At 58.2% G+C, this 23,562-nt stretch carries 17 protein-coding genes; 8 read left to right on the forward strand and 9 right to left on the reverse strand.

The window, feature by feature from the left end:
* A partial coding sequence (locus tag KYE_RS04630) for a retention module-containing protein (protein WP_008170910.1) occupies positions 1-1,410 on the reverse strand: 1,410 nt, incomplete at its 3' end.
* Between the two features lie 381 nt (positions 1,411-1,791).
* On the opposite strand from KYE_RS04630, the gene KYE_RS04635 reads away from it, so the two are divergent.
* The 5 genes from KYE_RS04635 to KYE_RS04655 are packed head-to-tail and all read left to right on the forward strand — an operon-like array spanning position 1,792 to position 8,230.
* Positions 1,792-3,681 (forward strand): TolC family outer membrane protein, encoded by a 1,890-nt coding sequence (locus tag KYE_RS04635; RefSeq protein ID WP_008170911.1) that lies wholly within the window; start codon positions 1,792-1,794, stop codon positions 3,679-3,681.
* 23 nt (positions 3,682-3,704) lie between these two features.
* Positions 3,705-5,840 carry a type I secretion system permease/ATPase gene (locus KYE_RS04640; protein ID WP_008170912.1) on the forward strand — a complete coding sequence of 712 codons (2,136 nt, stop codon included), beginning with the start codon at positions 3,705-3,707 and terminating at the stop codon, positions 5,838-5,840.
* Complete coding sequence (locus KYE_RS04645; RefSeq protein ID WP_008170913.1) at positions 5,837-7,267, forward strand: HlyD family type I secretion periplasmic adaptor subunit; 1,431 nt, start codon at positions 5,837-5,839, stop codon at positions 7,265-7,267. Before KYE_RS04640 ends, KYE_RS04645 begins: the two co-directional genes overlap by 4 nt.
* 2 nt (positions 7,268-7,269) lie before the next feature.
* Entirely contained in the window at positions 7,270-7,905 is a 636-nt protein-coding gene (locus tag KYE_RS04650; RefSeq protein WP_008170915.1) for a response regulator transcription factor, read from the forward strand.
* Positions 7,895-8,230 carry a hypothetical protein gene (locus KYE_RS04655; protein ID WP_008170916.1) on the forward strand — a complete coding sequence of 112 codons (336 nt, stop codon included), beginning with the start codon at positions 7,895-7,897 and terminating at the stop codon, positions 8,228-8,230. The genes KYE_RS04650 and KYE_RS04655 overlap by 11 nt, the downstream gene beginning before the upstream one ends.
* Here the strand turns inward: KYE_RS04655 and KYE_RS04660 are convergent.
* From KYE_RS04660 to KYE_RS04680, 5 genes are all read right to left on the reverse strand, one after another.
* On the reverse strand, positions 8,227-10,140 hold the full coding sequence (locus tag KYE_RS04660; protein ID WP_008170917.1) for an EAL domain-containing protein: 1,914 nt from the start codon (positions 10,138-10,140) through the stop codon (positions 8,227-8,229). The two genes, KYE_RS04655 and KYE_RS04660, sit on opposite strands and share 4 nt — an antisense overlap.
* On the reverse strand, positions 10,127-10,876 hold the full coding sequence (locus KYE_RS04665; RefSeq protein ID WP_100169450.1) for a transglutaminase-like cysteine peptidase: 750 nt from the start codon (positions 10,874-10,876) through the stop codon (positions 10,127-10,129). The genes KYE_RS04660 and KYE_RS04665 overlap by 14 nt, the downstream gene beginning before the upstream one ends.
* Before the next feature lie 164 nt (positions 10,877-11,040).
* Complete coding sequence (locus KYE_RS04670; RefSeq protein ID WP_008170919.1) at positions 11,041-11,430, reverse strand: CBS domain-containing protein; 390 nt, start codon at positions 11,428-11,430, stop codon at positions 11,041-11,043.
* Positions 11,417-11,794, reverse strand: coding sequence for a hypothetical protein (locus KYE_RS04675; RefSeq protein ID WP_008170920.1), 378 nt, complete (start codon positions 11,792-11,794; stop codon positions 11,417-11,419). Before KYE_RS04675 ends, KYE_RS04670 begins: the two co-directional genes overlap by 14 nt.
* The gene (locus tag KYE_RS04680) at positions 11,791-13,275 is read right to left on the reverse strand and encodes a DUF1538 domain-containing protein (protein ID WP_008170923.1); all 1,485 of its coding nucleotides are present in this window, start codon (positions 13,273-13,275) and stop codon (positions 11,791-11,793) included. The genes KYE_RS04675 and KYE_RS04680 overlap by 4 nt, the downstream gene beginning before the upstream one ends.
* A gap of 287 nt (positions 13,276-13,562) precedes the next feature.
* Between KYE_RS04680 and KYE_RS04685 the strand changes: the two genes are divergently transcribed.
* The 3 genes from KYE_RS04685 to senA all read left to right on the forward strand — a co-directional run bounded on the left by KYE_RS04685 (position 13,563) and on the right by senA (position 18,570).
* Complete coding sequence (locus KYE_RS04685; RefSeq protein ID WP_008170924.1) at positions 13,563-15,155, forward strand: isocitrate lyase; 1,593 nt, start codon at positions 13,563-13,565, stop codon at positions 15,153-15,155.
* Positions 15,156-15,318: 163 nt separating this feature from the next.
* A complete protein-coding gene (locus KYE_RS04690; RefSeq protein WP_008170925.1) occupies positions 15,319-17,133 on the forward strand; it encodes an SLC13 family permease in 1,815 nt (604 codons plus the stop codon).
* Positions 17,134-17,202: 69 nt separating this feature from the next.
* Positions 17,203-18,570 (forward strand): selenoneine synthase SenA, encoded by a 1,368-nt coding sequence (gene senA, locus KYE_RS04695; RefSeq protein WP_008170926.1) that lies wholly within the window; start codon positions 17,203-17,205, stop codon positions 18,568-18,570.
* Between the two features lie 25 nt (positions 18,571-18,595).
* Here the strand turns inward: senA and KYE_RS04700 are convergent, their stop codons facing one another.
* The 3 genes from KYE_RS04700 to KYE_RS04710 all read right to left on the reverse strand — a co-directional run bounded on the left by KYE_RS04700 (position 18,596) and on the right by KYE_RS04710 (position 23,544).
* Positions 18,596-20,170 carry a cation:proton antiporter family protein gene (locus KYE_RS04700; protein ID WP_008170927.1) on the reverse strand — a complete coding sequence of 525 codons (1,575 nt, stop codon included), beginning with the start codon at positions 20,168-20,170 and terminating at the stop codon, positions 18,596-18,598.
* A gap of 109 nt (positions 20,171-20,279) precedes the next feature.
* Positions 20,280-21,218 carry an alpha/beta fold hydrolase gene (locus tag KYE_RS04705; RefSeq protein WP_008170928.1) on the reverse strand — a complete coding sequence of 313 codons (939 nt, stop codon included), beginning with the start codon at positions 21,216-21,218 and terminating at the stop codon, positions 20,280-20,282.
* A gap of 184 nt (positions 21,219-21,402) precedes the next feature.
* A complete protein-coding gene (locus KYE_RS04710; protein ID WP_008170930.1) occupies positions 21,403-23,544 on the reverse strand; it encodes a TonB-dependent receptor family protein in 2,142 nt (713 codons plus the stop codon).
* Between the last annotated feature and the right edge of the window lie 18 nt (positions 23,545-23,562).

The raw sequence follows: 23,562 nt of genomic DNA on the forward strand, positions 1-23,562 counted from the left end.
CTCGTCGATCGCCGAAGTGAGATTGCCTGCGGTGGCGTCCAGGGTTCCGGTTTCGGAATCGGAGACGGAATTGCTGTTCCGGTCGGTCGCTGAGGCGTTGATGGTCAGGGTGCCATCCACCAGGCCAGAGACATCCACATCGGCAACGGAATAGGAGCCGTCGTTAGCGACGGTTGCGGTGGTCGTCACCTCCGTGCCATCGATGTCCGTGATGCTGATGGCGACCGTCTCACCGGGTGCCACGTCCGCCGTGGTGCCAGACAGATCCACGGTTTGGGCGGCGTTGTCGACGTCATCGATGGCGAGGGTCAGGCCGCCAGCCGTTGCATCCAGGGTGGCGGTGTCGGAGTCAGACACGGAGTTGCCATTGCGGTCCGTCGCGGAAGCATTGACGGTCAGCGTGCCATCGGCCAGGCCAGAGACATCCACATCGGACACGGAATAGGAGCCGTCGGCGCCAACGGTGGCGGTGGTGTTTACCACATTGCCCTCAATATCGGTGATTGAGATGGAAATGGTTTCACCCGGAGCCACGTCTGCGACAGTACCCGATAGCGCCACTGTCTGGGCAACGTTGTCAATGCTGTCAACGGCGATGTCCAGCGCGCCAGAGATGGCATCCAGAGTACTGTCGGCAGAATCGGCAACGGAAACGCCGTCGGCGCCGGTAGCGGTTACCTGAATAGAAATCGGGCCGTCAACAATGCCCGTGAAATTCGAGAATACCGCAGTGAACTGGCCGTCCACTCCCGGCACAACCGTCTGGATCAGGGTGTTTCCATCCTGATCGGTCAGGGTGATCTGAACAGAGGAGCCCTGCACCAGGTTAGTGACTGAACCGGTGGCGGTGATGTTGGGCGTAACGCCTGAACCCTGCGAGACGCTGTCGATTGCAATGGTGCCAGGCTGAGGCAGGGTCGTTTCATTGCCCTCTGATGCACCTTCGTTAACAACGGGCTGGCGACCGGGCTCTACTGAACCAAAACTGGGGCTTTGCTCAGCCGGAGTTATGTCTTCAACAATGCGTGCCAGGCGCACGGAACTGCTGCCCCCGGAGCTGCCCCCGTCCAGACCTGCTGCGGGTGCTTCGGCATCTTCAATGGCGCTGCCCAGCGCCTCTTCGATAGAGGCCAGAGCCTCAGCCACACCGTCCTGTGACACGCTGGACTCAGCTACTGCTGGATTGAACTCGGGTGCCATTTCAGCGGTAGCGACAATGCTCACGCCACCATCAACAGTGACGGTGTTGTTGTATCCGAAGTCGAGCAGGGCCCGCGCGTTATCTTCGGTCACCAGAGTATCGCCGGCGCGCAGGGCATCGCCAGCTTCCAGCAGGCGTCGGCTTCCATCTGGAGCTACCGCCCAGACTTTTCCAGTGGTGTTCAGAACAATCGCGATGGTGACGCTCATTAGGGGCCTCTCTCTGGCAGCCTGTAATCGGAAAAGCACGTTCGGTGTGAAACCGGACAGAGCTTGTCTTGGATAATGAAGGGACAAGTTATAGTGGCGAGCAGCAGGTGCACACTGGACTGCAGTACAGGTTGGGACGGTTTCACGTTAAAAAACGTAAACAAACATTAAATATTGTCAAATAGTAGGATTTTTCGACGATTTGTATAAGATTGCGGCAGCAATGTGTTTATTTGCAACTTTTTGTGACTGGTGTGCGTACTTGGTGGCTGTTGAAAAATCGCGCTGTGTTGGCGCCTTGTTGATTACACCGTATGGGAAGTGGAGGTTGGAATCTTGTTCAGGGCTTATAGGTCAAATCGGTTCAGCTGCGGGCTGAGCATGTTGGGCGTTGCCACCTGCCTGTGGGCAACGTCCCCGGTCCAGGCTGCCGCTGACGAAAACGTTGAAGCGCCTGTGTCGCGTGAAGCACAACACCAGTCCTATGTTGGCGCGGGTGTAACCTCTGCTGTTCAGACCGCCATTGAGACTAATCCCGAAGTGCGTGCCAGTTGGCACCAATTCCTGTCCGCAGAGGATGAGCGGGACGCCGCTTTCGGCGGTTACCTGCCTTCTATTGACGCGCGAGCCCGCTACGGTCTGGAACATCGCAACTATGGGCCGGTCGACGAGTACGATGGTTACAACGGCGAAATCACCCTGACCCAGATGCTCTACGATGGCTTCCAGACCAGCAGTTCTGTTGCGCGCTTTGAAGAGCAGAAGCTGGCAGCCTATTTCGAGTTGCTGTCGAGCATCGAAGACACATCGCTTGAAGTGCTTCGCGCCTATCTTGATGTGGCACGCCAGCGGGAGTTGCTGGAGTTGGCCCGTCAGAACCTGGAAACCCACCAGGACGTTTACGAGCAGGTCAGTAGCAGTGCCGAGGCCGGTGTAGCTCGGGCGGCGGACCTGGAGCAGATCAGTGGACGCCTGTCACTGGCGGAATCCAATCTGGTGACGGTTGCCAGTAATCTGCACGATGTGAAAGCCCGGTACCTGCGCATTGTCGGTGAACTGCCGCCGGGGGAGATGGATGAAGTACAGCTGACTGCCGCCCTCGTTCCAGAGACAGTGGCTGAAACCCTGTCCATCGCCTACGAAGCCAACCCGGGATTCCGTGCAGCCCATCGGGAGATCGAGGCGGCCCAAGCCAACGTTCGTGAAAACCGGTCCGGGTATCATCCGCGTCTGGATCTGGTGGCCAGCTATGGTCATCGTTCATTCGATGACGTGGGTTTCGATAATTCAGAGACAGACGGCCGGGTTGGCATTGAGCTGAGCATGAACCTTTACCGTGGTGGCTCCGACAGAGCCAGAGTTCGCAGCGCCTACAATCAGGTAAACGTTGCCAAGGACTTGCGGGACAAGTCGTGTGTAGACCTGCGACAGCAGATTCAGATTGCCTTTAACGATGTGCGCAACCTGGAAACCCAGATTCCGGTGTTGAACAATCATCGCCTGTCATCCGCCCGTGTCCGTACCGCGTACAAAGATCAGTTCGATATTGGCGAGCGCACCCTGCTGGATCTGCTGGACGCAGAAAACGAGTACTTCGACGCCAGCCGAGCCTATGTGAACGCGCTTTATGACAGTCGTCTGGCGGTGGCTCGGGTACAGGCCGGTATGGGGCACCTGGTGACCTCCCTGGGATTGGTACGCACTGGTCTGCCCACTCTCGAAGAGCTTGGTGCGGAACCGCTGACAGTCACCGCCAGCGCGTGTCCTCCGACGCCCGTAGACAGCTCCGTCAAGCTGTTGCTGGACAACGACGGTGATGGCGTGCGCAACTACAAAGACCGGTGCCCGGACACGCCGGCTGGTGTTCAGGTCGATCTTAACGGCTGCGCCATTTCGGCTGAACTGAAAGTGATCCGGACCGGCGTTATTGAATTTGCCAACGACTCTGCCACTATTGCCTCTGTAAGCGATGATTTTATTGAGGAAATCGGTCGCTTGCTGGCCAATAATCCCGAAGCAAAGCTGGCCGTTGTCGGTCATGCCTCGAAGGTGGGGGCGCCCGGCTACAATCAGTCGCTGTCTGTGCGCCGGGCTGAGGCCGTTGTAGACAGGCTGGTTTCGGATTATGGCGTTGCGCGCTCACAGATGACCGCCTCTGGCCAGGGCTATTACCAGCCTCGCTTTTCCATTCAGTCAGAGGATGCGCTGGGTGCTAACCGTCGCGCTGATATAATCGTCCGTGCCCCGGACACAAACGCCGAGACCAATTGACGTCTCGATAGATAGGACACAGGGTGGAACAGACTGAAAAGGCAAACCACACCGATCATCTATTGACCTGCTTGCAGATCATCTGCAAGTTCCACGGTCAGCCGGCATCCGCTGAAAGTATCACCTTTGGGTTGCCCCTTGACGAGGGGCGCCTCACGCCCTCGAGCTTTGGCCGGGCCGCTGCCCGTCTGGGCTTTACCAGCCAGATCGAACGCCAGCCACTGACCAGCCTCAATGGCGCCCTGTTCCCGGCAGTTTTGCTACTCAAAGGTGACCGGGCCTGTGTTGTCGACGGCATTGATGCTGAACAGGGGACCGCATCACTGGTTCATCCTGAGTTGCCGGAATCGGAGGCGCACATCCCGCTGGACGATCTGGCAGACGAATACACCGGAAACGTCCTTTACTGCCGCCCGAAGTTCCGGCTGGACCAGCGTTCACACAAAAACCGTTCAGCACCGAGAGGCCACTGGTTCTGGGGCGTCATCGCAGAGAACCGCCGGCTGTACCGTGATATCTGCATTGCCGCGTTGATGATCAATCTGTTTGCAGTGGCCATGCCCCTGTTTGTCATGAACGTCTATGATCGCGTGGTCCCCAACAACGCCACTCACACACTCTGGGTTCTGGCCGTGGGGCTGATCATTGCGCTGTCTGCAGATCTGGTGTTGCGACTGATGCGCGGTTGGTTTATTGATCTGGCCGCCAGTCGGGCCGATGCCAAACTTTCGTCTTCCATTATGGAACGGGTACTCGGCCTCAGCCTGAGCCACCGGCCACAGTCTGCGGGGTCGTTCGCCGCCAACGTGCAGTCCTTCGAATCCGTTCGCTCGTTTGTCAGTTCAATGACCGTCGTGGGGCTTGTGGACCTGCCGTTTGTGTTGCTTTTTCTTGGCGTGATCATGCTGATCAACTGGCCTCTGGGTGTGCCGGTGATTGTGGGTGCGATCGGCCTGGTGATTTACGCCTCTATTGCGCAGCGACGCCTGAGGGCGCTCTCGGAGGAGAGCATGGTCGCCGGCTCCCAGCGAAACGCCACCCTGGTCGAAGGTCTGGCCAATCTGGAATCGGTAAAAAGCTTTGGCGTCGAAAGCCGGATCCAGCGTTCCTATGAGCGCACCTCGCTTTATATCAGTAACGTCAGTGCCCGGCTGAAATTCATTGCTTCCACCATCCAGAACGGGGCCCAGTGGTGCCAGCACCTGGTGTCCGTTGCCATCATTATTCTCGGGGTTTACCTCATCATCGAAGGTGAATTGACCCAAGGCGGCCTGATTGCGGCCTATCTGTTGTCATCCCGGGCCATGGCGCCGGTCAGTCAGGCAGCCGGCTTGCTGGCTCAGTACCACCAGGCATCCACTGCGTTAAGGGCGCTGGATGAGATCATGGAAACTCCGCAGGAGCGACCCGCGGGCAAAAGCTGGGTCTCACGCCCTGTGCTTAAAGGCAACATCGAGTTCAGTGGCGTTGAATTCCAGTATCCTGAGGCCGGGCATCGGGCCCTGACCGGAGTCTCTCTCAATCTGAAAGCGGGGGAGCGTGTGGCGATCCTGGGCAAGAACGGGTCGGGTAAGAGCACGCTCCAGCGCCTGTTGCTGGGCCTGTACCACCCCGATTCGGGCAGCATCAGCCTCGATAACGTTGATCTGCGCCAGCTGGATCCGGCCGAGTTGCGTCGCAACATCGGCTACGTGCCCCAGGCCGTGGAGCTGTTCTACGGCAGCCTGCAGGAAAACATTACACTCTCCCGACCGGTGTCCCACGAAGAGCTGTTGCGGGTGACAGAGATCAGTGGGCTAAAGGCGTTTGTCGATGCTCACCCTGAGGGGTTTGATCTGCAGGTGGGCGAGGGCGGCCAGCGCTTGTCTGGCGGTCAGCGCCAGGCGGTGGCGATTGCCAGAGCCATGGTGGATGACCCTCCAATTCTGTTGCTGGATGAGCCCAGTGGCTCACTGGACCATTCCAGTGAGGAGCATTTCAAGCGCAATCTCGCCAGGGCCGCGCAGGGGAAGACCGTGGTCATGGTAACCCATCGTACGTCCCTGCTGGAGCTTGCCAATCGCATTGTCGTACTCGATGGTGGGCGGGTCGTGGCCGATGGCGCCAAGGACACCGTTATTGAAGCGCTGCGCCAGGGCAAGATCCGGGGGGCGTCATGAGCGACCAGAGCAATCAGCAGCGCACCCTGGCCGAGAAAAGCTTCCATGGCATTGGTCGTGGCAGCGACCGGGTGGGGCGAAAATCGGAAGGGCTGTTTGATCGGGTATTCGGACGCTGGTTAAGAATACCGGACACCGAGGGTTGGGAAGTCGACAGCGAGTGGGCGAGGGTTCAGCAGGAGCCGATACGCGCCCGCAGCCTTCTCTGGATGGTGTTTTTTGCTTTTGTGGCCTTGCTGGTCTGGGCCGCGCTGGCCCCCATCGACGAGGTGGCCAGGGGTGAAGGCAAGGTGATTCCGTCCAGCCAGTTGCAGGTAATACAGACCCTGGATGGTGGCGTTGTGGAAGAGGTCGCCGTGCAGGAAGGTGATCTGGTAAGCAAGGGCGACTTGCTGGTTAGCGTTGAATCGACGAGGTTCGCCTCGGACCTGGCCGAGCAGAAGTCCCGAGAACTGGCGTTGAAAGCCGACATTGTGCGTTTGCGGGCACTGGTGGATGGCACCGATATCCAGTTTCCTTCGGAGTTTTCGGAAACCGCCCCGGAACTGCTGGAGGTCCAGCGCTCGCTGTTCGAGAACAGCCGTCAGGAGTTGCAGGAACAGCGGTTGATCTACCAGCAACAGCTGGAACAGCGCCAGGCTGATCTGCGGGAAGCAGAATCGGCGCGCACACAGTATCAGGAGGTTCTCGACCTCGCTTCTCGGGAGCTGGAGCTGAAGCGACCGCTTGTGGCTTCCGGCGCGGTGTCGGAAGTGGACCTGATCAAGCTTGAGCGGGAAATCAGCAACGCCCGGGGTGAGGTGAATCAGGCCAATGCCGCCATATCGCGTGCCCGTTCGGCGATTACCGAGGCCCGGTCGAAAATCCGCGAAGCCGGACTGATGATGACCAACAAATGGCGTCAGCAGTTATCAGAATCCATCAGCGAACTGGCCGCTATCCGGGATGCGATGGGGGGCCTAGATGACCGGGTCAGCAAAACACAGATTGTCTCGCCTGTGGATGGCACCGTGCAGCGGCTGTTTGCCAAAACCGAAGGCGGCGTTGTCGCGCCCGGGCAGGACGTGGTTGAAATTGTGCCACTGAACGATGAGCTGCTGGTTGAGGCGAAGATCTCGCCGAGAGACATTGCCTTTATTCGCAGGGGGCAGAAGGCCATCGTGAAATTCAGCGCTTACGATTTTGCGGTCTTCGGCGGCCTTGAGGCGACAGTGGAGCACATCAGTGCTGACACCATTACTGACGAGAAGGATAACACGTTTTATCTGATCCGCTTGCGCACGGAATCCGAGGGGTTCTCGGAAAAACTGTCGATTATTCCGGGTATGACCGCTCAGGTGGACATTCTCACTGGTGAGAAAACGGTATTGAATTATCTGTTGAAGCCTGTTGTCCGGGCCACCTCCCAAGCTATGAGTGAGCGCTGATCATGTCTTTGTCGTTGCTTTTGTACGACCGCCGTTTTGCGCCTCTCGATCACTGGCATCGGGTGCTCCCCGAGGCGCATCCACGTGAAGCCTCAGAATGCGTGACCGCTCCGCAACACGGTGCTTTGCTGTGGCTGAGCACGGACGTCGCAGACTGGCAGGCCACAAGTCAGCGCTGGTCAGATGCTGGCAGCCGCGTTCTGATCCTGACCCGACTTCCCGACCCGTCGGAAATGAACCGTGCTCTGGCCTGCGGTGCGCGGGCCTATCTGCCGGCCCTGGCAAATACACAGGTTGTCCGGCAGGCGGCGGAGGTGGTGAGTTCCGGGGGGTTGTGGTTTCCCGAGGACCTGCTGGGTTCATTGCTGCGTCTGGTTTCCGGCGCACTGGAGCAGAGCGGGCGCCAGCGCACAGAAGCCGATCTTTCAATGCTAACGGGTCGGGAGCAGCAAGTGGCTCGCTACGCAGCCAAAGGTGACAGCAATCGGTTGATTGCCGAATCCCTGGGCATAACAGAGCGAACCGTTAAGGAACACATGGGGTCGGTGTTTCGTAAGCTGGGTGTCAAAGACCGAATGCAGCTGATGCTGCTGGTCACCGGGCAGCGTCCCGCCGGTGGAGGGGAGAATGTACGTTAAACGCAACGAACAGCGGATTGTGGCGGTCAGTGAGGACTATCTCGACGGCTTTGAAAAAGTCGACCAGACGGATCCGGAGCTCCAGGTGTTTCTGGCAGAGAAAACCGATCCCAACCGAAACCGGCGCTTCCGGGAGTCGGATTCGTCGCTGATCCGGGTCATTGAAGATCTGGTGGACCTGCTGTCCTCCAAGGGTATCATTCGCTTTACCGACCTGCCGCCGGAAGCTCAGAAAAAGCTCATGGAGCGCAAATCCATGCGCGGGAATGACGACGATCTGAATCTGATCGACCATCGCGGTGACGATCTCTTCGACTTCGATTAGTCGCCCGCTTTCACGCCGGGCCCCGTGGCGCCATCGAATCCCAGTTCCCACGCCGCCCGAACAATGTCAGGGGTGCTTGCCCCCGCCAGGTAGATTGGCAGGCCAATGGCGTGGGCCATGCCGGTCAGTCGCTGCATATAGTGACGGGTACCATGATCAGACCCTAACCGCTGCGCGTAAGCGGGATCGGTTTTCAGGTATCTGAGCCCCAGTTCCCGAAGTTTTGGCAGATTTTCCAGGTGCTGCCCGACACCGCTGATGCCCACCTGGCAGCCATAGGGTCGAAGGTCCTCGATGAACGATCGCAACGATTGATCGTCCAGTTGAAGAACCGACTCTGGCAGCTCGAAGTGGAATTCCCCGGGGAGCTGCCCGGCAGCCGGCATGCTGGCCAAAAGCTGGCGCCGCGCCTGTTCACTGTTCAGGCTCTGGGTTGCGACGTGCACAATCACCGGTGTTTCGCCCAGTGTTTCCGGAGATGTCGTCAGGTGTTTCAGCATGGCTGAATCCACCAGAGGCATCAGAGACAGGCGTCGACTCCAGGGCAGGAAATAGCCTGCGGTACGCCATTCGTTGTCAAGCTTCAGTCGTACCTTTGCCTCAAGGTGAATAACCGTGCCGTCCGGCCGAACCAGTGGGTGCAGTACCGCGTCGACGTCATGGTTGCTGATCGAGTGGCTGATTGCCTCGCGCCACTCTTGAGTGCTCTGGAATGGAATGTGAACGTCTGAGCCTGTGTCCACGGCCAGATGTTCCTGGGTCTGTTCCGCCTGAGCCAGCAGATGGTCTGCCTTCATCAGAATCTCTGAGCGTGTGACACCGGCTTTGAATACACTGGCCGACCAGCTCAGTTCCGACTCACCGTTCTCGTCAAACAGTCCGGGAACGGAAGCGGTAAGAGGAGTCCCGAGCGCGGTGGTCTCATCAAACTCCGTCAGAATGACGCCGAAGTCCGAGCCGTTGAGCCTGCCCATGAACAGGTTCGTGAAATGCAGTTCGCTGTTGATCAGGGCGTCAGAAAGTCGTAGGCAGAACGCTCGAAGAGCCTCGTCAACCGTTTCGTGGCCATGCTCAGCGTTAAGGTCAGTCAGGTTCGCTATTCTTGCCAGAATCAGCGTGTGCCGTGTGTCCTGGTCGTAGTCACAGATGAGTCCGTCCAGCCGGCTGATAAAGAACTCGCGGTTGGCGACACCTGTAACCGGGTCGTTCAAGGCCTTCTCTCGCATGTTCGCCAGAGCTTGCGATTCCCGCTCGAGCATGTCTTTTACCCGACCGGAAAGTGTGTTCATAGCTTTCGCCACACGGCGGAACTCTTCGGTGGCAGGTTCTTTCAATTCCACAAAACGCTTGTCTCCGATGGCTTCGGCCTGATCTACCACGCCTTTCAGAGGCCGGGTTATACGGCGCACCAGCCAGCTTCCTCCCAGCCCTGCCAGCACGGCGACAATCAGCAGCCAGGTGAACAGTCGCCGGGTGGTTGTCCATAACGAGTTCTGGGCATGGGTGGTGTCGCTTTCAAGCGTCAGGCTACCGTAATTCACCCAGCCATCGGTGAGGGTTGCGCGGCCGGCAGGAACGTCTAGCGGAAAGAGCGACTGGAACCAGTCCGGCGCCGCGCTGCTTTCAACCTGGCCAGTCAGTTCAACAGACTTGCCATCGGGCATGGCAAGCCGGATTCTCTGATAGTGACCGGTGGCGAACTGGGCTTCCAGAAACGAACGCAGCAGGGCCGGCTCTTTTTCCGTATGGGACAGCGTGATCGCCAGAGAGTTGGTGTTATCAATGTTCTTGATCGTCAGTTGTTCCTGATAGTAAGCCTGAGCGGACAGCAGACTGCCAGCCAGGCTGGAGGCAAAGGCAGTGACAATCAGAAAGCTGATTAGCAGCCAGAGCTGTTTAACGAGAGACATTCAGACTCACTCCTTCACGTTTCATTCGGTTCAATACGTCTCGCCACGGCGATAACCGGGCGGTGGCGCTGCCGGCAGAGGCGCCGGTTCCCCCGGCCCAGAGTTCGCTGCTGTTGAAGCTGAATACGGGGGTCAGATCGGTTCGTTCGCTGGCTGGCAGAATGTCCTCGATCAGGCTGTCCAGCAGGATCGGTTCGGCCCCGGCTTCCGGGTAATACCCCAGAACCATATGCGGCCGGGTGACCGGGCTGGTGGACCCTCCTATCCGGGCCCGAACATAGATCAACCTGAGTTTGTCATCGCTGATACCGGCGTTGAGCAGGCTTACATACTGGATGATTACATAATCCTCGCAATCGCCCCGGCCTCTGGCCAGTGTTTCGAGAGGCGTTGCCCAGTAGTCCTCACGACCCCAAAGCGATTGATCCAACTGGTAGGCCAGCGCTTTGTGAACAAAAGCATTCACCTGTTTCAGTTTCTCGGCGGTATCCAGGGAGCTTACCCGCTGTAGCAGGGATTGCCATCGTTCAAGGATGGCTTTATCAGCCTGGAAACCATATTGATTCCATTGCGCGTGGGTTTCGGCGAAATCAATGGAGGCGAAAACGGGGCGCGGTGAAGCCTGGGGAAGTGAACTGGAGAAGGCTAGGGCGGCAGCACAAAAAGCAGTGGCGGCGAGCAATCCACTGCGTCTTGTCCATGCTCTGATTGTCAGTCGGTTACTATCGACGCCCATCGACGCTCACTTGATTCGATTGAGGTGACCACGAATGAGCCCATACAACGAGAAGGCAGTGTGTCCTAGTGCCGACGAGTTGTCAGTTGTGGCTTTGTAACCTGTTCACCGGGAGGGCTGATGCCATTCGGGTACGAGGCGGCCAAGGATTTGCAATGCGCCTGCTAGTCGATGCTGTCGAGCAGGGCCGCCATAATGTCGTCCATGACCACAAAGCCTTTGAGGTCATTGTCGGCCAGCACCAGAAGGCGCTTTACCCGGTATTTGCTCATCAGACTGGCCGCATGCCGGACATTCAGGTTCTCACCGACGCTGATCACCGGCTTGGCGCAGGCGTCATAAACGTTCAGAAGGTCGATGTCGCCGTCCTCGGCGATCACGGTTTTTAGCACGTTGGTATAGGTGATCAGGCCCCAGGCATCGTGCTCGCTCTGTTTCTCCACCACCAGTGATTTCACCGAGTGCCTCTTCATCAGAGAGAGCGCCTCACGGATGGTGGCAAACGGAGTAATGGTGATAATGTCCCGGACCATCACATCTTTAACCAGTTTCATCGTTGTTCTCCGGATACAGTGAACATTTCAGGTGTTGTTCGAATTTCTCGACCTGTGACATATCGATCCCTCCCAGGTGTTCCAGGGGCAGGGTGAACACAAGTCCCTGTGAATCGGTGTGGTCGGGCATGAGAATTTTCTGGATGGCTTTCAGAATATCAAGTGAAAGGCCCTTCTCCAGTACCATCAGCAAAACGCTCTGGCTGCCGTCGTAGGTCAGCCCGAAGAAGGTCTTCCGGGCGGCGTTACTGATGCCCCGGCCCGACAGCACCGTTATGCCCCCGGCGCCCAGGTCTCTTGCCGCATCCACACAGTCCTGCTCCCGATCCTCGGGAACAATGGCAACCAGTACGGAAAATTTCATGGCTCTGTTTTCCTCTGCTTAGCAAGCATTTCAACAATGATGGCATAGCCCATCACCGTGACAATCGGAAAGATCGACGCGAAGGCAATCAGGCCAAAACCGTCGATCAGTACGTTACGGCCCTCTATGTTGCTAGCCAGGCCAATGCCCAGTGCGGTCACCAGGGGCACGGTGACCTCGGAGGTGGTGACGCCACCGAGATCGTAGGCCAGGGGAATGATGTACCTGGGTGCCAGCGCGGTCAGAAAGATGACCAGAATATAGCCGCCGATGATGTACTGGTGTATCGAATCGCCACTGATAATCCGGTGTACTCCGAGGGTTATGCCCACGGCCACCCCGACCGCCACGATGATCCTGATGGCGTTGCCATTGATGGTTCCGGCCGCCGCCTGTTCTGCCTGGTGCCCGATAGCGATCAGCGCAGGTTCGGCCATGGTGGTGGCAAAACCGATCATGAACGCAAAGAGGTAGACGAAGGCGAAACCCTCCATGCTCATCAACTGCTCGGCCATGCTGGTGCCAATGGGAAACAGGCCCAGTTTCAGGCCGACAACGAAGGCATAGAGCCCCAGGACAACCAGTGCAAATCCGGACAGAATCCTGCGGGGATTGGTCAGCCCCCGGCGCAGGACCAGGTACTGGAAGAACAGGATGGTGATAATGATCGGGAGCACATCACGGACCATTTCAGCCAGGTCCAGCAACATCGCGAGCACAAGCGGGGCGTCCTCCACATTTGCATTGGCAACCAGAGCCGGCAAAACGGACGGATCCGCGGTTTCCCCGGAATAGACAACAATCCCGTACAGCTGAACGGTGATCATGGGCACCATGACTGCAAGCGCGACCAGTCCGAACCCGTCCATTAGCGGATTACGCCCGCGGATGGAGGCAGCAAGACCAATGCCCAGGGCTGCAATCAGGGGAACGGTGACGATATTGGTGGTCACACCGCCGGAATCGTAGGCGAGTCCGACAATCTCCGGCGGCGCAAACCCAGTGATGATGACAACCACGATATAGCCGATGATCATGAACCAGTGCAGCGGGTAACCGAAGATGGTCCGGAACACGCCCAGGGCAACGACGAGGCCAACGGAAACGGCCACCAGTATCCTGAGCGTCAGGGCCTTTATCTTGCCCTCGCTGATTTCCTCCGCCTGCTGGGCCACGGCAATCAGTGCCGGCTCTGCCACCACCGCAGAAAAGCCCATTGCAAAGCCGAACGAGAGCAGAACCGGCACAGAGCCCCTGCGGGCAAACTGATTGGACAGGCTTTTGCCAACCGGGAAGATGCTCAGCTCAAGGCCCTGGAGGAACAGGGCAACCCCCACGGCCACGATCAGTAAGCCAATGGCCATCGCCAATGTGTTCTCCGGCACTTGCTGGAGAATGACGAGCTGAAAGAAGGCCACGACAGCGATGATTGGAAACAGGTTCTTCAGGGCGTGCAGAAGGGAATGACTGAAAGCTCGCATATAGAACACTGTTCACGCCTGATGGGTTCTGATGGGAAATGATCATTGTTCACAATAACAATAGCTACTGTTTCAGCGTTGATCCATCTCAAAAGCCGATCCTGTTCTTCATTCACCAAAAAAATGCCGAAAATAGATTATATAAATTTCAATTATAAATTTGAAACCACTAAAGTAACCATCAATGTCAGCGCTTCGCTCAAAAAGTGAGCAGGTTGTTGGCTTCGGAAGTTGCTGTACGCTTCTCCGCATCGACTTAGAAAACCAACGTAGAAAGGATTGAGACAATGCCCTACGCACAAGACGTTGACCAGATTGCTTCCCTGTTGAAGCAGCACCCGACCTGGAATGCTATCAACCCGAAGCACGCCGCTCGCATGCGCGCCCAGAACAAGTTCAAGACTGGTCTGGATATCGCGAAGTACACCGCCAGGATCATGCGCGAAGACATGGCGAACTACGATCAGGACACCGCCCAGTACACCCAGTCCCTGGGCTGCTGGCACGGCTTTATCGGTCAGCAGAAGATGCTGTCCATCAAGAAGCACTTCGGCACCACCAAGCGTCGCTACCTGTACCTGTCTGGCTGGATGGTTGCTGCCCTGCGTTCCGAGTTCGGCCCGCTGCCTGACCAGTCCATGCACGAGAAGACTGCCGTATCCGGCCTGATCGAAGAGCTGTACACCTTCCTGCGTCAGGCAGATGCCTGGGAACTGAACCACCTGTTCCGTGCCCTGGAAGAAGCTGAGAAAGCTGGCGACAACGCCAAGGCTGAAGAACTGATCAAGCAGATCGACAACCACGAAACTCACGTTGTGCCGATCATTGCCGACATCGATGCTGGTTTTGGTAACGCCGAAGCGACCTACCTGCTGGCCAAGCAGATGATCGAAGCCGGTGCCTGCTGCATCCAGATCGAGAACCAGGTCTCTGACGAGAAGCAGTGTGGTCACCAGGACGGCAAGGTAACTGTTCCCCACGCCGACTTCCTGTCCAAGATCAACGCCGTTCGTCTGGCGTTCCTGGAGCTGGGAGTGGACGACGGTGTTATCGTTGCCCGTACTGACTCCCTGGGCGCTGGCCTGACTCAGAAAATCGCCGTGACCAACGAGCCGGGCGATCTGGGCGACCAGTACAACAGCTTCATCGACGGTGAAGTGATCGAGAAAGCAGAAGACATCAACAACGGCGACGTTGTGATCAAGCAGAACGGTCAGCTGGTTCGTCCGAAGCGTCTGGCGTCTGGCCTGTTCCAGTTCAAGCCGGGCACTGGCGAAGACCGTGTGGTTCTGGATTGCATCACCAGCCTGCAGAACGGTGCTGACCTGCTGTGGATCGAAACCGAGAAGCCGCACGTTGGCCAGATTGCAGCCATGGTTAACCGCATCAAGGAAGTGGTTCCCGACGCCAAGCTGGTTTACAACAACAGCCCGTCCTTCAACTGGACTCTGAACTTCCGTCAGCAGGTATTCGACGCATGGAAGGAAGAAGGCAAGGACGTTTCTGCCTACGACCGCGCCAAGCTGATGAGCGAAGAGTACGACAACACCGAGCTGGGTCAGCTGGCTGACGAGTGGTGCCGTAACTTCCAGCGTGACGGTTCACGCGAAGCGGGTATCTTCCACCACCTGATCACGCTGCCGACTTACCACACCGCGGCCCTGTCTACCGACAACCTGGCCAAGGGTTACTTCGGTGACGAAGGCATGCTGGCCTACGTGGCTGGTGTACAGCGCAAGGAAATCCGTCAGGGTATCGCTACCGTTAAGCACCAGGACATGGCTGGTTCCAACATCGGTGACGACCACAAGGAATTCTTCGCTGGTGAAGCGGCCCTGAAGGCCGGTGGTAAAGACAACACCATGAACCAGTTCGGTTAATAGAACAGTTCAGTTGTCTCTTCCGGAGTAATCCGGAAGCCACAAAAACCCCGCCTCGGCGGGGTTTTTTCGTTGAGGCGAGGATATTTGGTGTATCGCTCGTGATGTGTTCGATACTGTAACCTGAAGAGAAACAAGCTCGGTGCCAACCGGAGGGAAGGTGTTGAACACGGATCAGGCCATTGTTTTTTCGATACTGGGTATCGCCCTGGTGCTGTTCGTCTGGAACCGAATCCGGTTCGATCTGGTCGCCCTGATCGCGCTTCTTGCTGTCTCGATTGCCGGGATCGTGCCTGTGGATCAACTGTTCGACGGCTTTGGCCATCCTGCGGTTGTCACGGTGGCGGCGGTTCTGGTTATCAGCCAGGGGCTGGTCAACGGCGGTGTGGTTGACCGCCTGGCCAGGCTGCTTGGAAAGGTCGGGCACAGGCCGACGCTGCAGGTGCTGATGCTGACTTCAGTGGTGGCCCTTTGCTCGGGGTTTATCAACAACGTTGGTGCACTCGCACTGTTGATGCCGGTGGCGGTCTGGATGTCCAGGGAAGCCGGGCGGTCGCCCTCGCTGCTGCTGATGCCCCTGGCATTTGGTTCCCTGCTCGGGGGAACCATGACACTGATTGGCACGCCTCCGAACATCATCATTGCCAGTTATCGGGAAGCTGGTTCGTTCGGCATGTTTGACTTCGCACCGGTGGGCCTTGCCATTACGTTGGCAGGCATTGGCTTTATCACGCTGGTCGGGTGGCGGCTGACGCCGCGGCGGGGTAAGCCCGACGACGGTGGCAAGCTGTTCAGTGTGGGCGACTATGTTACCGAGCTTCGGGTGCCGGAGGATTCCTCCCACGTTGGGGCAACCCTTCATGGGCTTCTGACGCGCGCCGATGCCGAGAAGGACGTCGTGGTTCTGGCGCTTATCCGGGATGACAAGCGGTCGCTGGCTCCCTCTACGTTCTCCGTCCTGCGCGGCGATGATCTGCTCCTGGTGGAAGCGGATACCGATGCCTTGCAGGACTTTCTGGACAGCACCGGGCTCGAGTTGGCGAGAGTGGAGGAAGCCTCTTCAGAAGCGTCCGATCAGGAAGAACCAGAGTCGGGAAAGCCGGGCGAAAAGTCCCTGTCTGAGGGCGACGTGCGTTTGATCGAAGCGGTCATCACGCCGGAATCGGGGCTGATCGGAAAAACCGCCAACAGGCTCAATCTTCGCGAGCAGAACGGTCTCAACATCGTTGCGATTGCGCGTCAGGGTCAGCGGTTGCAGCGACGTCTGGGTGATATTCGTTTTCAGGCTGGCGACATCCTTCTGGTCCAGGGCGAGGAGGAAACCTTGAGTGTCACGCTTCAGGGGCTCGGCTGCCTGCCCCTGGCCGAGCGGGGTCTCCGGTTTGGCAGGGAGCGCAACTCCCTTCTGGCTGGCGGCCTTTTTATCGCCGCCATTGCGTTGATTGTGGTTGGCTGGTTATCTCCCCCGGTCGCTCTGGTCGCCTGCGCTGTGGTCATGGTTCTCAGCAAGGTTCTCAGCAACCAGGAAGCCTACCGGGCGATTGACTGGCCCGTTATCGTTCTGCTGGCCGCCATGATTCCTGTGGGGCAGGCCCTCGAGACTACCGGTGGGGCAGAATTGATCGCGTCCTGGATGCTGATGCTGGGCTCCGGAGGCGATGCCTGGGTGGTTGTTACCATTATCCTTACGGGCACAATGCTGCTGTCGAACGTTGTGAACAACGCGGCAGAGGCCATCCTGGTTGCGCCGATTGCCTTGAGTCTTTCCGGGCAGCTTGGCATTGCCGCCGATGCCATGTTGATGGCGGTGGCGGTTGGCGCCTCCTGCGCTTTTCTGACCCCGGTAGGGCATCAATCCAATGCTCTGGTTATGGAGCCCGGAGGTTATCGCTTTGGGGACTACTGGCGGCTGGGGCTGCCGCTGTCTCTCCTCGTAACCGTGGTAGCTGTGCCAGTCATTCTGGCGGTCTGGGCGTGACGCCGTTTAACCGGTGTCTGTACTCTCTGTTATGCTGTTACTCATCTGTTTTGATGGGTGACTGGCACGATGGCAGTGATTGAGCAAATCGATCTGGCAAAGTCGGAATTGCTGGAGCAGCTTGAATGGACAAGGAAGCGAACCGAGACCCTCGTGTGTTCTCTTCCCGAGACCGCGCTGGACGTTCCCTACCATCCGGGCGTCAATCCACCGCTCTGGGAAATGGGGCATGCGGCCTTCTTTTACGAAGTCTTCGTCTTCAACCTGCTGGATGGCACACCGAGCCATGATCCTGCCATGGACGACCTGTGGGATTCGTTCCACATCGAACACCGGGATCGATGGAACCGCGAGTTGTTTCCGGGGCGGCAGAAAACCCTCGACTACTTCAATCTCATCTATGATCGAGTGGCCGAGCGGATCGAGAAGCAACCGTTAACCGACCAGGCCCGTTACCTCTACCGCTACGCAATCTACCACCAGAACATGCACATCGAGTCTATGATCTGGTGCCGTCAGACCGTCGGCTACCCGGCTCCGCCGGGTACTGATTTTTACCGACCGGCGCCAGGTGACTCGCATCAGGGAGACGCCTGTGTTCCGGCAGGAGAGTGGCTGATCGGGATGCCGGGTGAGTCCGGGCAGTACGCCAGTGACGATTTTGCCTTCGACAATGAAAAGCCATGGTTTACCGTGAAGCTGGAATCGTTCGCGATTTCAAAATGCCTGGTCAGCAACCGGGAGTTTATGCAGTTTGTGGAAGACGGTGGCTACCGGCGGCCAGAGCTCTGGTCTTTTGGCGGGCGGAAATGGCTTCAGACCGAAACCGATGTTGCCCTGGTTCACGGCAGTGACGAGCCTTTTATACGGACGCCCCGCCACCCGCTTTACTGGCGCTGGCATGATGAGCAGTGGCAGGAGCGGGTGTTCGATCGCTGGCAGCCGCTCAATCCGGATGCACCGGTCACTCACGTGACATTCTGGGAGGCGGAGGCCTGGTGCCGTTGGGCGGGGCGTCGGCTGCCGACGGAATACGAGTGGGAAGTCGCGGCTCTGGGCAATCGCCCGGGCGAGCCCTTCCGGCGCTTTCCCTGGGGCAACTCGGCGCCGACCGAACAGCTGGCGGATCTCAACGGGCGCGCCATGGCGCAGAGCCCGGTGTTCGACTTTCCTGCGGGTGACAGTCCGTTCGGCTGCCGGCAGATGACTGGCACGGTCTGGGAGTGGACCGGCGATCAGTTCCTGCCCTACGACGGTTTCAAAGTGGATATGTACCCTTTCATGTCCACCCTGCAGTTCGGTGATCACAAAGTCACCAAGGGGGGCAGTTGTGCAACGTCATCCTGCCTTATCCGGGGTACCTATCGGCAGGCCTATCTTCCGCTTCGGAACGACGTATACACTGGTTTTCGAACCTGCGCGCTCGAAAAGCCCTGAACGTCGACTGTAATCGCCGATACAGTTAATCAGGTTTGCCGACAACCAGGGATGGTTTGGCGGGCTTTTTATCGATCAGATGACTGGCAAGGGCCACGCCGGTTTCACTCATGGTCAGGTAGGCTTCATCGGCCCCGGCTTCCCGGATCTGTTTTGCCTCATCTTCATACATGGTGTGGGCCACGATAAAACCCTTGAAACCCAGTTTGCGCAGCATTCGGGCGGCGATCAGTTTGCCTTCTATGTCACCCATTGCCAGGATCACCGACTGCACTGCAGGCATGTGCAACCCGTTCCAGAAGGACGCATCCTCGGCATCAGCAAAAACCACGTTGCGGCCTTCTTTCTGGTGTTGACTGGCTTTTGCAGGGTCGGAATCCAGCCCCATCAGTTTGGGCTGATCCTCGCAGAGCCAGTCGTAGGCTGCGGTCCCTGTCCGCCCCATGCCCATGATCAGGACGCGGGTATCCCCGAGGGAAATCGGTTGTTCATCGGGATGATGTTTGCTGCCTTCAAAGCGGCTGAGATCCTGGGAGTAACGTTCATAAAGGCCGTGCGCAAACCGGTTGATCGGGGCAGAAACCAGGAACGACAGCGACACCGAAATTGCCAGAGGGACCAACCACTCCGGCAAGGCAACGCTTGCCACAATCAGGCCGAATTCGCTGTAGTTGGTCAGTGCCAGGGCGCTCAGGAAGCCGCTGCGGGCCCGTAAACGGAAGGCCAGCAGCAGGAAGAAGAACAGGATGCCTTTCAGTGGCAGCACCAGCCCCGCAATGATTGCGAAAATGAGCGCATCCCCGTCGGGCAGACCGCCAATGCCAATCTGTAGGAAGAAACCCACCAGGAACACTTCCTTGACGCTCCAGAGCGACTTGGAGAGTTCCTGCGACCGGGGGTGATTGGCCAGCATGGCACCGAAAACCAGCGCGCCGAGCTCCGAGCTGAGGCCGACGGCCTCAAAGCCAAGCCCGCCGACAACGAGTGCCAGAAGCAGTCCCAGGAGCACCAGCAGTTCGTCGTGGCCGCTGGCATCGAGCAACCGGAACAGCAGAGGGCGAAGCAGGGGAAGTCCGAATACAATCAGGGCCCATTCGGAGGGCGTTTTACCAGCGGCCAGGCTCATGACAACCAGGGCGATCAGATCCTGCATGATCAGGATGCCGATGGCGACCCGGCCATGGAACGCCCGCAGTTCCCGTTTGGATTCAAGAACCTTGGCGGCCAGCACCGTGCTCGAGAATGACAAGGCGATGGCCAGCATCAGCGCGGTCGACCAATCGAGGTCCATCAACAGGTAGACACCGGGGGTAAATACCGCGCAGGTGATGCCAAAGTGCAGAAGGCTGCCGCCAATCACTTCCGGACTGACGATGGATCGGAGCTTCAGCTTCAGCCCCACGGTAAACAGCAACAGGAGTACGCCAAGATGCGCAATGTGCTGGAGAACGTCGGTCTCCTCGATCACCACACCGGTGGCTTCGGCGATGCCACTGAGCACAAAGCCGGCAGCCAGGTAGCCAACAAGAGGGGGGAGGCCAACAAGCTTGACCAGCAGGCCAAGGCCGAAGGCAAAGGTAATCCAGATCGCTTCAGGCATGGGATATCAGTTCGGACGTCAAAAGCACAATGGTTGTTAGGCTACCCTGTTTTGCGGTGCCCTTGTAGTCGCTGAAGGTGGAATGCGGAAACTATTGCTCAAATGAGCCTCACTCGACCGGCTGCCCGATAAAGGTCCGGAACAGTTCTGCGGATTCCGCCGGGGCCTCCACCATCGGTGCGTGGCCGATACCGTCCATCAGTTCCAGCCTGGCATTCGGGATTGCTGCTGCGAACACCTCGCCGTTTCGGTAGTTGATCACCCGGTCTTCCTTGCCCCAGATGATCAGGACCGGGGCCTGAATCCTGGTGATGGCATTGCGGAAGTCCGACTCGAAACCGGCATCACGAATCGCCGCAAAAATGACCTCGTTGATGTCTCGATTGGCGATGGCCCGCTCTTCCATCACGCCCATGATCGGCCAGGGCACAAAGGGCTCTTTCTCGAGAGCGAACTCCATGAGCCGCTCGAAGTCACCGGGCTTTTTGGGGATCAGGGGGTTGTCCCCCTCCATCACAAGATCCACCAGTTCGCTTTCATACTCGAGAATGCCCGCGGGGTCGAACAGCACCGCTGATTTCACTTTGCCGGGATAGTTGGCTGCATAGAGTGCGGTAATCGCACCTCCCATGGAATTTCCCATGATGTGGGCATCCTCGACCGACAGTGCCTCCAGAATCTTTGCGACGTAGCCTGCCTGATCTTCCAGGCGGTAGCCGATGTCGAGGGGCTTGCTGCTGTCACCATGCCCCGGCAGATCGATCGCATAGACATTGAAGTCGTCGGTCAGGTGGCCGGCCAGACGGGTCCAGTTGTCCTTGTTGGCCCCGAAGCCATGGATCATGACGATGGTGTCGCCTGCGCTCATTTCCTGGTTCCTGAGATAGGCGATGTCAAGGTTGCCCACTGCCACGCTCGCCGCCTCCAGACCCGCCGATGATCGTTCAAAATCAATCGCGGTCTGGTAGATGTCCTGACGAGAGCAGGCACTGAACAGCAGGGAAGCGGCCAGTATGATCAGCAGGTATACCGGTGACGGGCGGCGCATCGAAGGGACTCCTTTGGGCGATGTGGTCGGAACTTTGTGTCCGCAGTCTACCTTACTCTCGGGCCGGAGAATGGGAATTGCTTCCCCTGCCCGGCATAAAAAAAGACCCGGCCAACGGGCCGGGTCTCATCAGTGGGCCATTCACAGCGGGTTCGCCCGGAAACCAGGCCAACCCGGTCATTCGTCAGAAATTAACGCTTAACCCCAGTGAAGCGGTGCGCGGCAGGTTCGCCATGGCGCCATCGGGCAAACGTGAGACAATTTGCTGTTCATCGAACAGGTTGTCCACTTTCAGGAAGACATCGGCACTGGCGGTCAGTGCGTAGCGGCTGATGAAATCGACCAGGAACAGGGACTCGGTCTCGTCCAGTTTCGTGGCGGTGTTGTTGCATCCCGCGCTGACACACATCTCATCGACGTAGGTGGCCACAAGGTAGTTGTCCCAGCCACTCGGGTGTTCCATGCCTGTCCGGAAGCTCATCTGGTTTTCAGGTACGTCCTTGAGCTGCTCGCCTTTTTTCAGGCCCGAAGCGGCATTGTCCTTGCTGATTTCCGCCTGGGTAAAGGTGTAGGTAAGGCTGACCGGAAGGTAGAACTCGCCTGCCCGGGTGCCGGTCTGGAGCTGGAACTCAACACCGGAAATTTCAGCCTCGCCGGTTACAAAACTGCCAGAGGTGGCGCCATTGCTGCACGGCGAGCCCACGGAACAGTTTTCGGCCTTGTTGGAGAAGTCGCTGTAGAAGCCGATCATTTCCGCGAAGAACGCATTGCCAAAGTACCGGAGGCCGGCCTCCCAGTTCTTGCTGGTTTCCGGATCTTCGTTTGCCTTGGCACCACCTCCGAGAGGGGAGAAACCCCGGTGCACGCCACCCAGAACCTGCCAGTTTTGGGACAGGTCATAGGTAAAGGAAGCGCCGGGCAGGAGTTCAGCACTGTCATTGGCGCGGGTGCTGTCGACGGTTGTGCGGCCGGGATCCGCGTATTGGGTGCGGCTGGTCTGTACATCCTCGTAGCGCAGGGCGAGGTTAACGCTGAGCTTGTCCGTCGCCTGCCAGGTGTCGAGCGCCCAGAAGCTCAGGGCTTCGCCGGTCTCAAAGCGATTATTGCTGCCCGTGGGGGCGACAGTGTTCTGGAACACCAGAGAGCCGTTGACCTGGTCATAAACATCGACCGGCTGGAAACGATCCATTTCATCTTCGTGGTAGCGGGCGCCGAAATCAAACTGGTGGCTGCCCATGTCGACATCAAAGTTTACCTGCACGCCCTCGGACAGGTAGTCCCTGGCGTTGTTTTTGTAATCCAGGCCGCTGGCGTCAACTGTGCCGTCCAGAATACCCTGGGCATTGGCGTCGCCGCCGTTTGCCGAGTCGATGATGCTTCCGCCGCCGCTGAGCTTGAACCAGTTCCGCTTGAAGTCGTTGCGATAGAGGGTGGCCGTGCTGCTTACGGTATTACTCCAGTCGAACTGATGGGTCAGGCTGATACCGGAGTGGGTATTGTTCATCTGGTCGATGCTGGACAACCCGTAACGCCGGTTCGGATCCTGGCTGAAGTCCGCATCGGTCAGGCCGAGGTAACTGGAGTTGGAGGTTTCCTCGGAGTATTGCAGCTTGGCGGTCACGCTCTGGCGCTCTCCCTGCCAGCGCAGCTTGCCGACATAGTCTTCGATATCAAAGCCGGTATCGCGGTTACTGCGGTCAATCTCCTTGAAGCCTTTCGCGGAGCGCTGGACGGTCTCAAGCAGGTAGCCCCAGTCGCCGGCCGTGTCACCATAGGTTACATGAACGTCGGTGGAGCCGCGGTCGTTGGTGACTGTCTCAACATAGCCCTGCCGCTGATCGGGAATGGGTGTGGAAATCAGGTTGATGACACCACCGGTGGTTTGCGGGCCATAGCGCAGCAGCGGGGCACCCTTGAGTACTTCCAGCGAGGACATGCGCTTCAGTGTCGGAAAATAATAGGCGGCCGGATTGGAGTAGGGCGCCGGTGCGATCAGAATGCCATCTTCCATCAGGGTAATATTACTGCTGCGCTCGGCCGTGGCGCCGCGGATGCCGATATTGGGGCGCAGGCCCAGGCCTTCTTCTTCCCGCACATAGACGCCCGGGACGGTTTTCAGCACCTGGTTGATGTCGGTCTCAACCTCGGTTTTCAACTGCGCCTCACCAACGACGTAGCCTGACCCTGGCAAGGTCTGGGCTGCGGACGCATCGCCAATGATTTCCATGGGTTCAAGCATCTGGGGCTGATCATCGCCGACTGCCCAACTGGCGCCCGGGGCAAGGCTGACAGCCACGGCCAGTGATAAGCGGGAAGGTTTAAACATGTGGTTAATCTCCATTAC

The sequence above is a fragment of the Marinobacter manganoxydans MnI7-9 genome (assembly GCF_000235625.1).
Taxonomy (GTDB): domain Bacteria; phylum Pseudomonadota; class Gammaproteobacteria; order Pseudomonadales; family Oleiphilaceae; genus Marinobacter; species Marinobacter manganoxydans.

Bases quoted from the DNA above. Each gene is read 5' to 3' on its own strand.
- KYE_RS04635 (WP_008170911.1), top strand. From the start codon at position 1,792: ATGTTGGGCGTTGCCACCTGCCTGTGGGCAACGTCCCCGGTCCAGGCT.
- KYE_RS04645 (WP_008170913.1), top strand. From the start codon at position 5,837: ATGAGCGACCAGAGCAATCAGCAGCGCACCCTGGCCGAGAAAAGCTTC.
- KYE_RS04650 (WP_008170915.1), top strand. From the start codon at position 7,270: ATGTCTTTGTCGTTGCTTTTGTACGACCGCCGTTTTGCGCCTCTCGAT.
- KYE_RS04655 (WP_008170916.1), top strand. From the start codon at position 7,895: ATGTACGTTAAACGCAACGAACAGCGGATTGTGGCGGTCAGTGAGGAC.
- KYE_RS04660 (WP_008170917.1), bottom strand. From the start codon at position 10,140: ATGTCTCTCGTTAAACAGCTCTGGCTGCTAATCAGCTTTCTGATTGTC.
- KYE_RS04665 (WP_100169450.1), bottom strand. From the start codon at position 10,876: ATGGGCGTCGATAGTAACCGACTGACAATCAGAGCATGGACAAGACGC.
- KYE_RS04670 (WP_008170919.1), bottom strand. From the start codon at position 11,430: ATGAAACTGGTTAAAGATGTGATGGTCCGGGACATTATCACCATTACT.
- KYE_RS04675 (WP_008170920.1), bottom strand. From the start codon at position 11,794: ATGAAATTTTCCGTACTGGTTGCCATTGTTCCCGAGGATCGGGAGCAG.
- KYE_RS04680 (WP_008170923.1), bottom strand. From the start codon at position 13,275: ATGCGAGCTTTCAGTCATTCCCTTCTGCACGCCCTGAAGAACCTGTTT.
- KYE_RS04685 (WP_008170924.1), top strand. From the start codon at position 13,563: ATGCCCTACGCACAAGACGTTGACCAGATTGCTTCCCTGTTGAAGCAG.
- senA (WP_008170926.1), top strand. From the start codon at position 17,203: ATGGCAGTGATTGAGCAAATCGATCTGGCAAAGTCGGAATTGCTGGAG.
- KYE_RS04700 (WP_008170927.1), bottom strand. From the start codon at position 20,170: ATGCCTGAAGCGATCTGGATTACCTTTGCCTTCGGCCTTGGCCTGCTG.
- KYE_RS04705 (WP_008170928.1), bottom strand. From the start codon at position 21,218: ATGCGCCGCCCGTCACCGGTATACCTGCTGATCATACTGGCCGCTTCC.
- KYE_RS04710 (WP_008170930.1), bottom strand. From the start codon at position 23,544: ATGTTTAAACCTTCCCGCTTATCACTGGCCGTGGCTGTCAGCCTTGCC.